This window comes from Granulosicoccus sp. 3-233, assembly GCF_052681095.1.
On the sequence record NZ_JBQYLE010000001.1, the window covers coordinates 549,976 to 563,076 of the forward strand.

The 13,101-nt window shown below is 58.9% G+C and carries 10 protein-coding genes; 9 read left to right on the forward strand and 1 reads right to left on the reverse strand.

What is annotated here, in order from left to right:
- The first annotated feature begins 68 nt into the window (after nt 1-68).
- The 8 genes from ACUNV4_RS02455 to cysB all read left to right on the forward strand — a co-directional run bounded on the left by ACUNV4_RS02455 (nt 69) and on the right by cysB (nt 7,623).
- The gene (locus ACUNV4_RS02455) at nt 69-830 is read left to right on the forward strand and encodes a CDP-alcohol phosphatidyltransferase family protein (protein ID WP_430876899.1); all 762 of its coding nucleotides are present in this window, start codon (nt 69-71) and stop codon (nt 828-830) included.
- Nucleotides 831-869: 39 nt separating this feature from the next.
- On the forward strand, nt 870-1,889 hold the full coding sequence (locus ACUNV4_RS02460; protein WP_430876900.1) for a hypothetical protein: 1,020 nt from the start codon (nt 870-872) through the stop codon (nt 1,887-1,889).
- 100 nt (nt 1,890-1,989) lie between these two features.
- Entirely contained in the window at nt 1,990-2,463 is a 474-nt protein-coding gene (rimI, locus tag ACUNV4_RS02465) for a ribosomal protein S18-alanine N-acetyltransferase (RefSeq protein WP_430876901.1), read from the forward strand.
- An 88-nt stretch (nt 2,464-2,551) separates the two neighbouring features.
- Nucleotides 2,552-4,147 (forward strand): peptide chain release factor 3, encoded by a 1,596-nt coding sequence (locus ACUNV4_RS02470; RefSeq protein WP_430876902.1) that lies wholly within the window; start codon nt 2,552-2,554, stop codon nt 4,145-4,147.
- 50 nt (nt 4,148-4,197) lie between these two features.
- Nucleotides 4,198-4,848: a hypothetical protein gene (locus tag ACUNV4_RS02475; RefSeq protein WP_430876903.1), complete on the forward strand. Its 651-nt coding sequence runs from the start codon at nt 4,198-4,200 to the stop codon at nt 4,846-4,848.
- Nucleotides 4,849-4,882: 34 nt separating this feature from the next.
- Nucleotides 4,883-5,524, forward strand: a complete 642-nt coding sequence (locus tag ACUNV4_RS02480; RefSeq protein WP_430876904.1) for a hypothetical protein — start codon at nt 4,883-4,885, stop codon at nt 5,522-5,524.
- 36 nt (nt 5,525-5,560) lie between these two features.
- Nucleotides 5,561-6,643, forward strand: a complete 1,083-nt coding sequence (locus ACUNV4_RS02485) for an NAD(P)/FAD-dependent oxidoreductase (RefSeq protein WP_430876905.1) — start codon at nt 5,561-5,563, stop codon at nt 6,641-6,643.
- Nucleotides 6,640-7,623 (forward strand): HTH-type transcriptional regulator CysB, encoded by a 984-nt coding sequence (gene cysB, locus ACUNV4_RS02490; RefSeq protein WP_430876906.1) that lies wholly within the window; start codon nt 6,640-6,642, stop codon nt 7,621-7,623. The genes ACUNV4_RS02485 and cysB overlap by 4 nt, the downstream gene beginning before the upstream one ends.
- A gap of 127 nt (nt 7,624-7,750) precedes the next feature.
- Here cysB and ACUNV4_RS02495 read toward each other — a convergent pair whose 3' ends face one another.
- On the reverse strand, nt 7,751-7,966 hold the full coding sequence (locus tag ACUNV4_RS02495) for a hypothetical protein (protein WP_430876907.1): 216 nt from the start codon (nt 7,964-7,966) through the stop codon (nt 7,751-7,753).
- A 294-nt stretch (nt 7,967-8,260) separates the two neighbouring features.
- Between ACUNV4_RS02495 and ACUNV4_RS02500 the strand changes: the two genes are divergently transcribed.
- The gene (locus ACUNV4_RS02500) at nt 8,261-13,084 is read left to right on the forward strand and encodes a CheR family methyltransferase (RefSeq protein WP_430876908.1); all 4,824 of its coding nucleotides are present in this window, start codon (nt 8,261-8,263) and stop codon (nt 13,082-13,084) included.
- Nucleotides 13,085-13,101: the final 17 nt, after the last annotated feature.

Below are 13,101 nucleotides of genomic sequence, written 5' to 3' on the forward strand. Positions count from 1 at the left end.
GCGCGTGTGATTGCCTCCGGCAGGGTAAACTGCCGGTTGGCTGAAGCGGTAATGAGGCAATGAATTCGATGGTGGAGTCAAGCGAGGCACGCAAGCGACCGTCCAGGGGCATCTATCTGCTGCCCAATCTGTTCACGACGAGCGCATTGTTTGCCGGTTTTTACAGCATCGTGCTGGCTTACGGTGGTGAGTACACGCAAGCCGGTATTGCCATCATCGTGGCCATGGTGCTGGACGGTTTTGATGGCCGTGTCGCGCGCATGACCAATACCACGACGGCATTTGGCGCCGAATACGACAGCATGGCGGACATGATCTCATTCGGCATGGCGCCAGCATTCCTCATGTACAGCTGGTCCCTGTCGAGTCTGACCGAGGCCTACCACGGCCAGTTGGGCTGGGTGATCGCCTTTGTCTACACGGCCTGCTGTGGTTTGCGTCTGGCTCGCTTCAATGTGGCTGTGGGCACGGCCGACAAGCGATTTTTCCAGGGATTGGCCTGTCCCTCGGCTGCCGCCTTTCTGGCCAGCTTTGTCTGGGTCATGAGTGAAATGGGCGTCAATGGTCCCGATGTCGTCCTGTTGGTGGGCATCATGACGCTGTTTGCCGGTGTGGCTATGGTCAGCACCTTCACCTATTACAGCTTCAAGGATCTGGGTACCAACCGCAAGGTGCCGTTTGCCATGTTGCTGGGCCTGCTGCTACTGTTCGTGGTAACCGCGGTCGATCCGGCCAAGATGATCCTGATCGCCTCTGCACTCTATGCCTTGTCGGGTCCCGTGTACTATCTGTTCCGGGTCTACCGCAAGCGCGCCCGCCAGTCTGTCTGATGCACGACTGACCGTTCTGATTCGCGCCTGCCGACCCTGATGCGTTATACCGCTCGACAACAGCATTGCCTGCAGACAATGGGCATTGTGCCGTGGATCTCGCGATTGCCGGAGGATATGGCCGGGTTGCGGGTGGCTGCGTTGAACTCATCACCTGCCGTCGCTGCCGAGGCAGAAGCAGAGACGGGGGCAGAGACAGAGACAGAGACAGAGACAAGAACAGGAGCAGAGGCAGTCGATCAGACGCCTGTTGCGACAGAGCCTGTCATGCCGGCGTTGGCATCACAGTCGGAGAATCATGCCGCTTCAGAAGCGCAGCATGGTGACACCGCTCCTGAAACGCTGACAACTACTACACAAGCCGTGTCGCCGCAGGTTCCATCGACATCAACACCCACATCTACACCGAAGCCAACACCGACACCGACACCGACACCGACACCGACACCGGCCTCAATACCGGCATCAACACCGGCAGAGCGGAACGACAGTGCGCCGGCGGCCGTCCAGGCTGGCGGGTCCGAGCAGCCTCCGTTGGCGGCCGGCGGCCTGGGTAAGTGGGTACTGGAACAGGCTCTGGTGCCGATAGAATTCAGGGGTGGCCTGCACCCGGTACTGGGCGTTGCCGAGGCACCGCTGCTGGTTGTACTGGCACAGCGGGCGCCGTCCTGGCAGGCCGGATCGATGGCCGGTGACGATGGTCGCCTGTTCGAACTGATGCTGCGCTCGATAGCGCTGAGTAATCGGGATACCCGCCGGTGCCAGCTGGGCCATCGATTGGCTGCGGCAGATGTGGTGGGCGGCGATGCCGTCTCTCAGGCCGGGGTGAGCGGTCTGTGCACGGCAGGCACCCGTGGCGTACTGTTGCTGATGAACCCCTGGAGCTTCGACCCGGGCGATATCGCCGTCGAACAGCATCAGAGTCGATTGCCGGGGTCAGGACTGCCATTGTGGCGGGTTGCACATCCCGCCGTTCTGCTGGAACAGCCTCAGCTCAAGCGCCAGGCCTGGCAGGTGCTGAAACGCCTGCGGGCAACGCTCGACGGAGCTGTGCCGTGACAGGCGTGTCGGGGTCCTGTCGATGCAGGCTGCACAACGGTCCGAGCAATTGCGCAACGCCACGATCTGTTGAACCGTGTCCAATGGAGCCTGCCTGCCGATGAATGCACGACGAGACGACAAGCCGGTGTCATTCGTTCCGATGCGAGCCGGTGATGTGGCGGCCATCGGAATCATGGATCGGCGCAACTATGAATTTGCGTGGACCGATGGCATTTTCCGCGATTGCGTCAAGGCCGGCTATATCTGCCCGCTACTCAAGATCGGTGAGGACATCGCCGGTTACGGGGTCCTGCAGATCGGTGCCGATGAGGCGCATCTGCTGAACCTGTGCATCGACAGACCCTGGCAGCGTCAGGGCCTGGCGCGCACCCTGTTGGAGCACCTGGTGGAGGAATCCGCCCGTCTCGGTGCGCAAGTCATGTTCCTGGAAGTACGCCCCTCCAACACCCGGGCCGTGGCACTCTATCAACAATCCGGTTTCAACGAGATCGGCCTGCGCAAGGACTATTACGACGCCAGCGGCGGTCGTGAGGATGCGCTTGTCATGGCGCGCTATCTGTCGTCGGATTGATACCTGATTGCAGTAGCCGTTGCCCGGCACGCGACCCTTGCGGCAACAGGCGTTATACTCCGCGGCTAACTTATGCAGTGACCTCACCATGGCTGACGCCAGACTGACTCAGGAAATCAACCGACGGCGCACCTTTGCGATCATTTCGCATCCGGATGCCGGCAAGACCACGCTGACTGAAAAACTGCTGTTGTTCGGCGGTGCCATTCAGCTGGCGGGAACCGTCAAGGGGCGCAAGGCTGCCCGGCATGCCACCTCGGACTGGATGGCGATGGAGCAGGAGCGCGGCATCTCGGTGACCTCGTCAGTCATGCAGTTTCCCTATCGTGACCATATCGTCAATCTTCTGGATACCCCGGGGCACGAGGATTTCTCGGAGGATACCTACCGCACACTGACGGCGGTGGATTCGGCGCTGATGGTCATTGACGTGGCCAAGGGTGTGGAGGGACGTACCGAGAAGCTCATGGATGTCTGCCGTCTGCGAACCACACCGGTCATGACCTTCATCAACAAGCTCGACCGTGAAGGACGTGATCCGATCGAACTGATGGATGAGGTGGAGAGCATGCTCAACATCCGCTGTGCCCCGATCACCTGGCCCATCGGCATGGGCAAGCGGTTCAAGGGCGTCTATCATCTGCACACCGACTGCATTCACTTCTATTCGGCCACGCACGGCGGCAAGATGCAGGAAGGCGAAGTGGTGCAAGGGCTGGACAATCCCAAGCTGGACGAAATCCTGGGCAGCATGGCGGCCGAGTTGCGCGAGGAGCTGGAGTTGGTGCAGGGAGCCTGTCACGAGTTCGATCTCGATGCCTATCTGGCGGGCGAGCTGACGCCGGTGTATTTCGGTTCTGCCATCAACAATTTCGGTGTTGCCGAGTTGCTTGACGACTTCGTCAAGTATGCACCGGCACCGCAGCCGCGAAACACGGTCACTCGCGAAGTGCAACCCGTGGAAGAGAAATTCACCGGCTTTGCCTTCAAGATTCAGGCAAACATGGATCCGCAGCACCGCGATCGGGTGGCCTTCGTGCGTATCTGTTCGGGCACCTTCAGCAAGGGCATGAAAGTGCGTCATATTCGTCTGGGCAAGGAAATTCGGCTCAATGACGCCCTGACATTCATGGCAGCGGATCGCGGTCACGTCGAAGAGGCCTTCAGCGGCGACATCATCGGCTTGCACAACCATGGCACCATCCGCATCGGTGACACCTTCACGGTGGGCGAGGAGCTGGCATTCACCGGCATTCCGAATTTCGCCCCGGAGCTGTTCCGGCGCGCCGTGCTGAAGGACCCACTGAAGATGAAAGCCCTGCAGAAAGGACTCAGCCAGCTGTGCGAAGAGGGTGCTACCCAGCTGTTCAAGCCACTGGTCAGCAATGACCTGATTCTGGGTGCCGTCGGGGTGCTGCAGTTTGAAGTGGTTGCGCAGCGGCTGCGAGATGAGTACAAGGTAGAGTGTCAGTTCGAGACAGTGGGTGTTCAGCAGGCCCGCTGGATCCGCTGTGCGGATGAGAAGATGCTGTCCGATTTCACACGAAAGCTGGACATGAACCTGTCACATGATCATGCCGGAGAGCTTGTTTATCTGGCACCGACTCGTGTCAATCTGCAGATGTCGCAGGAGCGCTGGCCGGATGTCGAGTTTCTGGCCACACGCGAGCAGGTATTCAACTAGAATTCCAATGGACGCAACGTTCCGAAATCAGCCTTTTCATGGAGCTTGAAATGAAGAAATTGAACAAAACCGGCCTCCTGGCCTTGGGTGTGGCCGCGATGACCCTGTCGGGTGCCGCGATGGCAGAGCCACTGGGCCTGCTCAATGGTCGCTCAGCGGACGTCAGTCGCTCACCCGACAAGTCGGTTGAAGCCGGGGCCGTTTTCGGCGAGTTCGATGACGTGGACTACACCTTTTTTGGTGCACGCTTCAACTACAAGGTCAACCCACTGACTGTCGCCTACGTGGACCTGGGACAGGCCGAGTATGATTTCGGTGCCGATTTCGACGGTCTTGCATATGGTCTGGGCGGCTTCTACCAGATGGATGGTGTGCTGGACAATACCGATTTCGGCATTCATGCCAGCTTGCACAAGACCAGTCTCGAGAACAGCCGTTTCAGCGGAGACGTCTCGGTAACGTCCATCATGGTCGAAGCCCTGTTCAGTGGCCGGGAAGCAGTGAACTCGCAAGGTACGCTGTTCTGGAATGCCAGTGTCGGCCTCAATCGCACCAGTGGTGAGGGCGATTCCGATACCGAGCTGGCTCTGGGAGCGGGTCTTACCATGCCGACGGCCTCTCAATCCGGTGAGTTCTTCGCGGGTGTGATGCACATCGACGATCTGGGCTTCGGCGCCGGTTACCGTCATTTCCTGAAGTAAATCAACTGCAGTCTGTCAAATCGGTATCAGCTCAATGACCAAACCACTATCCAGAATCTTCGCAACCCTGGTCGTTGCGGCGTCCCTGCTGACAAGCAATGCGCAGGCCGAGTTCTTCGGCCTGCCCAATGGTCGCTCCGCCAGCCCCGACATGCTCTCGGACTTGTCCGTGGAGCTGGGGTTTGTCACCGGTGACCTGGGCGTTACCGATTACCAGAATTTCGGAGCGCGAGTCAATTATCGGGTTTCTCCGGAAATCGTGGTCATCGGCGACATCGGTCTCAGTGAGTTCGGACCCGCAGATGGCACCCCGGTCGGACTGGGTATCCTGTATCACCTGTCGAATCAGCGTATCAGTCAGCGTGTCGATATCGCTGCCAAGGCCAGTTATCACTCGGGCGAGTATGAGGTCAGTGGTACGAATCTGGACCTGACGGGACTGTCCTTCGAAGCCCTGTTCAGTGGTCGTCAGCCTCTGGCTGCCAATGGTCTGGGCTGGTACGGCAACTTCGGTTTTCACCGTCTCACTGTCAAGGATGTCTTCAGTGACTCCAGCAACGAGATCGGTATTGGTGGTGGTCTGACGCTGCCGACAGGCTCCGGTGAAGCCTATGTCGGTGTGGACCTCATCGATGAATTGACCTTCGGACTGGGCTTTCGCTATTTCGTGCAATAAGGTCGCTGTCGGCAGTCGATCAACAGGAACCTTGCAATGAGCATCCAGACAGACGTAGTCATCATCGGAGCGGGCCCTGTCGGTCTATTCCAGGTCTTCGAACTGGGCTTGCAGGGTCTCAAGGCAGAAGTCATCGATGCCCTGCCGCAAACGGGAGGGCAATGCACCGAACTGTATCCGGACAAGCCCATATTCGATATCCCGGCGGTTCCGGAATGCACTGGCCAGCAGCTGATCGACAATCTCGAAAAGCAGATCGCCCCGTTTTCACCGGGTATGCATCTAGACCAGACAGTCGATGAACTGCAGAAGCGAGGCGAGAACGATTTCTACGTCCGCACGTCAATCGGTACCGAGTTCGAATGTCGAGCCGTGATCATCGCGGCGGGCGCCGGATCGTTCACACCGGTGCGGGTCCGTCTGGAAGGCATCGAGAAATTCGAAGACCAGCAGTTGTTCTATCGGGTGCGGGATCCGGCCAGGCATGCCGGCAAGGACGTCGTGATTCTCGGTGGCGGGGATTCCGCACTGGACTGGGCAGTACAGCTGGCTCCGTCGGTGAAGAGCCTCACTCTGGTGAATCGTACGGAGCGTTTTCGCGCGGCCGAGGCATCGGTCAACAAGCTCTATGAACTGGCAGAGGCTGGTGGCGCCACCATCCTGATGGGCGCGCTCAAGGGGTTCGAGACCACCGATGGCAGGCTCAGCAGCATCAGCCTGACTCTGCGCGATGAGAACAAGACCGAGAAGGTGCTGCCGGTCGATGATCTGCTGGTCTTTTTCGGACTGTCGCCGAAACTGGGTCCCATCGAGAGCTGGGGTCTGGAGCTGGAGCGCAAGCTGGTCACCATCAACCTTGCCACCTTCGAGACATCGATTCCCGGCATCTACGCCATTGGCGATATCAACACCTACGAGGGCAAAAAGAAGCTCATTCTGAGCGGCTTCCATGAAGCGGCGCTGGCCGCATTCGCCATCAAGCAGGCTTTCGAGCCGGACAAGAAGGTCAATCTGCAATACACCACAACCAGCCCGTTGATGCATGAGCGCCTGGGTGTCGATGCCGATGGGGTGGCAGTGGACGGTGGTGGCTCTGCGGAAGCCGTGAAAAGCCAGTGAAGCTGCAACAGTTGCGTTGCATTGTGGCGATGGTGCGCAACAACCTGAACGTCTCGGAGACCGCAGCCTCCCTGCATACGTCCCAGCCGGGTGTCAGCAAGCAGATCAGACAGCTCGAAGATGAGATCGGTGTGCAGTTGTTCGAAAGAAGCGGACGGCAGATCATTGCCATAACGGCGGCGGGCAAGGACATCATTCCCGTGGCAGAGCGCATTCTGGCCGGCACCGATGATATTCGCAACCTGGGACGCCAACATGCAGACCCGAATTCCGGCGAGTTGAGGCTGGCGACCACTCACACTCAGGCTCGCTATGTCCTGCCGGATATCATTCGCTCTTTCGGCGATCGCTATCCACGGGTCAACATTCACCTGCATCAGGGGACGCCGCAGCAGATGGCCGCCATGGTAGACAGCGGGGAGGTGGATTTCATCATCGCGACCGAGGGCCAGCAATACTACGACAACCTGGTGATGCTGCCATGCTCACACTGGACACGCGCGGTCGTGGTCCGACCCGAGCACGCGCTGTTCAAGGTCTCGCAGCTGGGCAGTCTGACCCTGGAGGCCCTGGCCAGCTTTCCGCTGATCACCTATGTGTTCGGATTCACCGGGCAATCACAGCTGGACAAGGCGTTTCGTGCTCGCGGGCTGGAGCCCAATGTGGTGCTGACGGCCGCGGATACCGATGTCATCAAGACCTACGTTCGCTCCGGCCTGGGGGTTGGCATCATCGCACGCATGGCCTACGAGACGCAGCTGGATTCCGATCTCAAACTGCTGGATGCCAGCCACCTTTTCGACACCAGTACGACCCACATCGGTATGCGTCAGCATCGCGAACTTCGGCCTTTCATGTACGACTTCATCGAGCAGTTCGCCCCGCATCTGACTGCCGAACGTGTCGATGCGGCCCTGAATGCCAGCGGATTGCGTGAGCGCCAGAAACTGTTCGAAGGGGTGGAGCTGCCGCGTTACTGAGGCTGCGGAGTGTCACGGTTGCAGGGCGGGAGGCAGTCGCATCGTTCGATTCAGCCTGACATCCGTTCGAGGTCGATTCTGCGTGCTCGATGGCGCTCGCCAGCGACATGCCTCTCCAGCCAGTCAGTCAGGTAATGATGTGGTCGGGCAAGTCGGGTTTCGGGTCATCCACTGGCACCGGCTCGGGTACCGGTGGCACATGTGGAGGTGGCGTCGGCTGATCAGGAGGCACTGGCACAGGCTTGTCCGGTTCGATTTCCGGCGGCTTGCCCGGCGGGTCATCCGGTGGAATGGGAACCGGATTCTGGTGAGACTGCAGGGGAATGTCTGTACTGGCAGGCATGAGTTCTTCTCCATTGGACGTGCGTCAATGACGCAGCTGCAGGATGTCTTTCGACATATCTTGGTGAAAAGGCTATCGGTTATCGACTCCTTCTTCGAGCGCTCGTAATTTATGCAAGCCCTTGCCATTCGATCCCGTCGCGGCGTTGCCTGACTGAAAGAGAGGTCGTTGCAAGCCTGTATTTTTTACAAGGTCTCGTAGTCTGCTGCGATAGGCTTTACGATACGGTGTGCTCCGCGTCTGCCATTCAGAGCAGAAGCACGCGGCCCTTGTTCGGTTAACCTGCTCGAATGAATGGATACCAAAGGCTCCAAACTGTCTGAGACCCCACTGTTCGTCACGATAGGGTGTGGGGATGGCGGTGTGCCTGCCCTGCAGAATCTGCTGAGTTCCCTGAATGCAGAGGCGACACTGGCACTGATTGTCGTCAGCAATGCCGGCAGAATCGATCCGGTGGAGCTGGCCGATGCGTTGAACCCGAATTCCCGACTGAAGATCATCACACCGTCAGAGGGCGCTCGGGTAGTCGAACAAGGAATTTATCTGCTTTCTCCGGATAGCCAGCTGACCGTCGAGGAAGGGCGGTTCCGGCGGCATGCCGATCCCGATGGCACTGACGATGACTGCCTGTCTCCGGTGGACAGGCTCTTTTCGAGTCTGGCGATGGATCAGGGGCACCGAACGGTGGGGGTCATTCTGTCGGGTGCCGGTAGCGATGGCACCCTGGGGTTGAAGGCCATCAGCGATCGGGGTGGCATGACCATGGTGCAGTGTGCCGAAACCGCCGATGTCGGGAGCATGCCGCGATCTGCCAGAGATACCGGCATTGCCGACCATGTGATGTCCGTGGAACAGATTGCCCAGGAGTTGATTGCCTATGCGCGGCACTGTCAGACGCTGTCGGCGGTGGCTGAGCCGGATACGATCACCGATCAGATCAAGGCAGCCATTCCGTCCATCGCCCGCATTCTGCAACAACATACCGGACACAATTTTCAGCACTACAAGCCGCAGACACTGACACGACGCATTCAGCGGCACATGAATGTGCTTCATCTTGATGATGTGAGCAAGTATCGCAGCGTACTGCTGTCTGATGCCGAACAGGTGCACGTTCTGTTTCGCGATCTGCTCATCGGGGTCACAGCCTTCTTCCGCGATGAGGATGTTTTCGTCACGCTGGTGCGCAAGGCCTTCGGTAATCTGCTGGATGGCAAGGGGGCCGGTGATACCGTGCGCATCTGGGTGGCGGGTTGTGCCACCGGCCAGGAAGCCTATACCCTGGCCATGCTGATCTGCGAATACTTCGATGATGTCGAGGACAGGCCACGAGTCAAGATATTTGCCAGTGATATCGATGAACAGGCTCTGGCGACTGCGCGACGTGGCAGCTACCCGGAAGGAATCGAAAAGGAGGTGTCGACCGCGCGTCTGCAGCGATTCTTTCGCAAGAGCGGGCGACGCTATATCGTCAATGACCGATTGCGTGAAATGTGTCTGTTTTCGACGCATAACGTGATCGCCGATCCGCCGTTCTCCAGGCTCGACCTGATCTCCTGTCGGAATCTGTTGATCTACCTGGGGGTGCATCTGCAGGAGAAACTGATACCGGTCTTCCATTACGCTCTGAAGCCCGGGGGCTATCTGTTGCTGGGAAATTCCGAGAATCTTCAGGCTCACAAGGATCTGTTCACACCGGTCCATGACCGGCATCGTCTGTCCCGGCGGCGTGAGGTCAATCAGGCGCTGAACAGCATGCCGGATCCGCAGAGCGTGCGAGACCTGAGCGTTCCCAGTCAACCGGCGACTCCCGATCTGGGCACCATTGCGCAACGCATCATCATGGACGAGTTCACTCCGCAGTGGGCCATCGTCAACGATGATTTTCAGGTTCTGGAATTGTCCTCGGATGCCTCGAGATACCTGCAGATGGGGGCAGGCACCTTTCAGAACAACATCATCCGTCTGGTCAGAGACAGTCTGCAGCCGGGCTTGCGCAGCACCTTGCGTCAGGCGCGAGAATCGCGCGAGAAGATCGTGCACGATCGCATGCTGATGCGCGTCAAGGGAGGGTTGAGTCGGGTGACTCTGACCGTACAGCCCATGCCGGCACTCGGCACTGACGAAGAGCTTCTCATGGTGATCTTTCAGGAGTCCGAAGTGCCTGTCACGGCCGATCGAGACCCGCTGCAGGCCGATAACCGGGGTAGCATGCAGCATTCCCAGACGATGATCGCCAGGCTGGAGCAGGAACTGTCGACAACCCAGGCGGATCTGGAACGCACTGTACAGGATCTCGAGGCGGCCAACGAGGAGCTGAAATCCTCCAATGAAGAGCTGCTCTCGATCAATGAGGAGCTGCATTCGTCCAACGAAGAGCTGGAGACCTCCAAGGAGGAAATCGAATCCAGTCATCACTCGCTGGAGCGTGCCAATGATGATCTGGAAAACCTGCTGACCAGTAGCCGGATGGCGACGCTGTTTCTGGATGACAATCACTGCATCAGGCGATTCACGCCAGCCATCTGCAGCATCTACAACCTGATCGATTCGGATATCGGTCGTCCCATCGAGCATGCGACGCACAATGCCCGCTTCATGCCGGCATTACCACGTCGTGAGGATCTGGGGGAGGACGTCGACGAGATCGAGGTCCATACGCGGGATGGTCGCTGTTTCCTGCGGCGTGTCCTGCCCTATGTACGCACGGGCAATCTACCCAGCGGCATCGTGGTGACCTATACCGACATCACGCAGTCGATGGCCGCCGAGCAGTTCACACGCAATGTCATCGACAGTCTGCGCAGCTTTGTCGGCGTCTGTTCGACTGATGGCGTGCTGTTGCAGGCCAATCAGACAGCACTCACGGCTGCCGGTGTGACCAGTGAAACGGTCATTGGCAAGCCCTTCCGCGAAACGCCCTGGTGGGCCGACAAGCCCGAATCCCAGGATCTGCTCGATGCCGCCATCGAACGAGCTGCGAGCGGCGAGAGCTCCCGCTTCGATGTCGAGATCAATCTGCGTGACGGCGAGGTCGGCATCGTCGATTTCCAGATCGAACCGATGCGAGCAGCTGACGGTACGGTCACGCATCTGATCCCTTCGGCAATCGATGTCACCCATCGGCGGCAGATGGAAGTTGCTCTGGAACTTGCCGAGTTGAAGAGTCGCTCCCTGTTGCAGGAGATCGAGGATATCTACAACAGTGCCCCCATCGGCCTGTGTGTGCTGGACAGTGAGCTGCGCTGGACCCGCATCAACCAGCACCTGGCGGAAATCAACGGACTGTCTGCCGCAGAGCATATCGGCAGGAGCATGGCGGAGGTTCTACCCGACATTGCGGATCAGGCACTGCCGCTGCTGCACGAGATTCTCGAAACGGGCAAGGCCATCCGCAATATCCCGCTCAGTGGTACCACACCTGCGCAGCCTGGTGTCGAGCGACACTGGGTGGAGAGCATGATTCCGGTTCGCGATCAGGACGACAAGGTGGTGGGCATCAGTATCGTGGCCGAGGAGGTGACCCACCAGCGCCAGTCCGAAGAACGGCTCAAGGCTCTGAAGATGCAGGCAGACGAGGCGCGCGAACAGGCGGAGAATGCCAATCGCTTCAAGAGCGAGTTTCTGGCCAACATGAGTCATGAGATCCGGACGCCGATGACGGCCATACTGGGGTATGCCGATCTGCTGGAGAGTCATCTGCGCGATCCCGACAATCTGCAGAGCGTGCGCACGATCAGACGCAACGGACGTTTTCTGATCAACCTGATCAACGATATTCTCGATCTGTCCAAGATCGAATCCGGCAAGCTGGAACTGGAGCTGGTGCCGGTCTCGCCGGTGGAAATCATCGAGCAGACCCTGGACATGATGCAGCTGCAGGCCGATCGCAAACAGCTGGAGCTGGGGGTGGAGTATCTGAGCAAGCTGCCGGTCACACTGGAAACCGATCCGACACGCCTGCGTCAGATACTGGTCAATCTGACCGGCAATGCGGTCAAGTTCACCGAAACCGGTGGCGTCACCCTGCGTATCGACTATCAGGCCGAGCCGGAGCCGTGCGTATTGTTCCATGTCACGGATACGGGTATCGGCATGACCGAGAGTCAGCAAACGGAAGTCTTCGCTGCCTTTCGTCAGGCCGACTCCTCCATATCGCGTCGGTTTGGCGGCAGTGGTCTGGGTCTGGCCATCAGCCAGCGACTGGCAGCCAGTCTGGGTGGCAGTATCCGTATCAAGAGCCAACCGGGAGAGGGCAGCACATTGACGCTGACGCTGCCGGCCGGCGATCTGGAGGATATCGTTCTGGAAACACCGGTCAAGCGCCAGGTTGTCGAGACGGCTGAATCGCTGCAGGTTCCCGACTTGCCTTATCGATTGCTGGCCGTCGATGACAGGCGCGATGTGTTGCACGTGGTTCAACACATTCTGGAAGATGCCGGCGCGCAGGTCAGTACGGCATCCGGCGCCGCTGATGCGTTCAGGAAGGTGGCTCAGGCCGAATCGAAGGGTAACGGCTTCGAGGCCATCGTTCTGGACATGCAGATGCCCGAGATCAATGGTTACGATGCAGCTGCCACACTGCGCAAGCAGGGCTTCAAGGCTCCGATAGTGGCGCTGACGGCCAATGCCATGAAAGGCGAGCGCGAAAAGTGCCTGCAGGCCGGTTGCACCGATTATCTGACCAAGCCGATTGACAAGCACCTGCTGATCGAATCACTGCATCGCCAGATCGGTGAAGGTCGAGCTGTCGAGGAAGCGGCTGCGGCGACTCGCTGTATTCTGCTGGTGGAAGATCACGAAGAGTCGGCGCGCATCATGAAGCGTCTGCTGGAACGTTCCGGGCACACGGTGCACATGGCTCATACCGCAGCGCAGGCCGTGTCGTCACTCGATTCCATCAGGCCCGATGTGATTCTGTCGGATATCGGCTTGCCCGATGAGGACGGCTATTCGCTGGTGTCACGACTGCGTCGGATGCCGACACTGGAAAAGACACGCTTTGTCGCCCTGACCGGCAGCAGCGAGCTGGATGAGGACTTCCGCGACCTGTTCGATCATCACATGACCAAGCCGGTCGAGATCGATGGTCTGCGCGCCTATCTGCAACAGACCTGAGGCAGTGATTGAGGCAG

Excerpts from the sequence above, each read along its gene's own strand:
- ACUNV4_RS02455 (WP_430876899.1), top strand. The coding sequence starts at position 69 with ATGGTGGAGTCAAGCGAGGCACGCAAGCGACCGTCCAGGGGCATCTAT.
- ACUNV4_RS02460 (WP_430876900.1), top strand. The coding sequence starts at position 870 with ATGCGTTATACCGCTCGACAACAGCATTGCCTGCAGACAATGGGCATT.
- rimI (WP_430876901.1), top strand. The coding sequence starts at position 1,990 with ATGAATGCACGACGAGACGACAAGCCGGTGTCATTCGTTCCGATGCGA.
- ACUNV4_RS02470 (WP_430876902.1), top strand. The coding sequence starts at position 2,552 with ATGGCTGACGCCAGACTGACTCAGGAAATCAACCGACGGCGCACCTTT.
- ACUNV4_RS02475 (WP_430876903.1), top strand. The coding sequence starts at position 4,198 with ATGAAGAAATTGAACAAAACCGGCCTCCTGGCCTTGGGTGTGGCCGCG.
- ACUNV4_RS02480 (WP_430876904.1), top strand. The coding sequence starts at position 4,883 with ATGACCAAACCACTATCCAGAATCTTCGCAACCCTGGTCGTTGCGGCG.
- ACUNV4_RS02485 (WP_430876905.1), top strand. The coding sequence starts at position 5,561 with ATGAGCATCCAGACAGACGTAGTCATCATCGGAGCGGGCCCTGTCGGT.
- ACUNV4_RS02495 (WP_430876907.1), bottom strand. The coding sequence starts at position 7,966 with ATGCCTGCCAGTACAGACATTCCCCTGCAGTCTCACCAGAATCCGGTT.
- ACUNV4_RS02500 (WP_430876908.1), top strand. The coding sequence starts at position 8,261 with ATGGATACCAAAGGCTCCAAACTGTCTGAGACCCCACTGTTCGTCACG.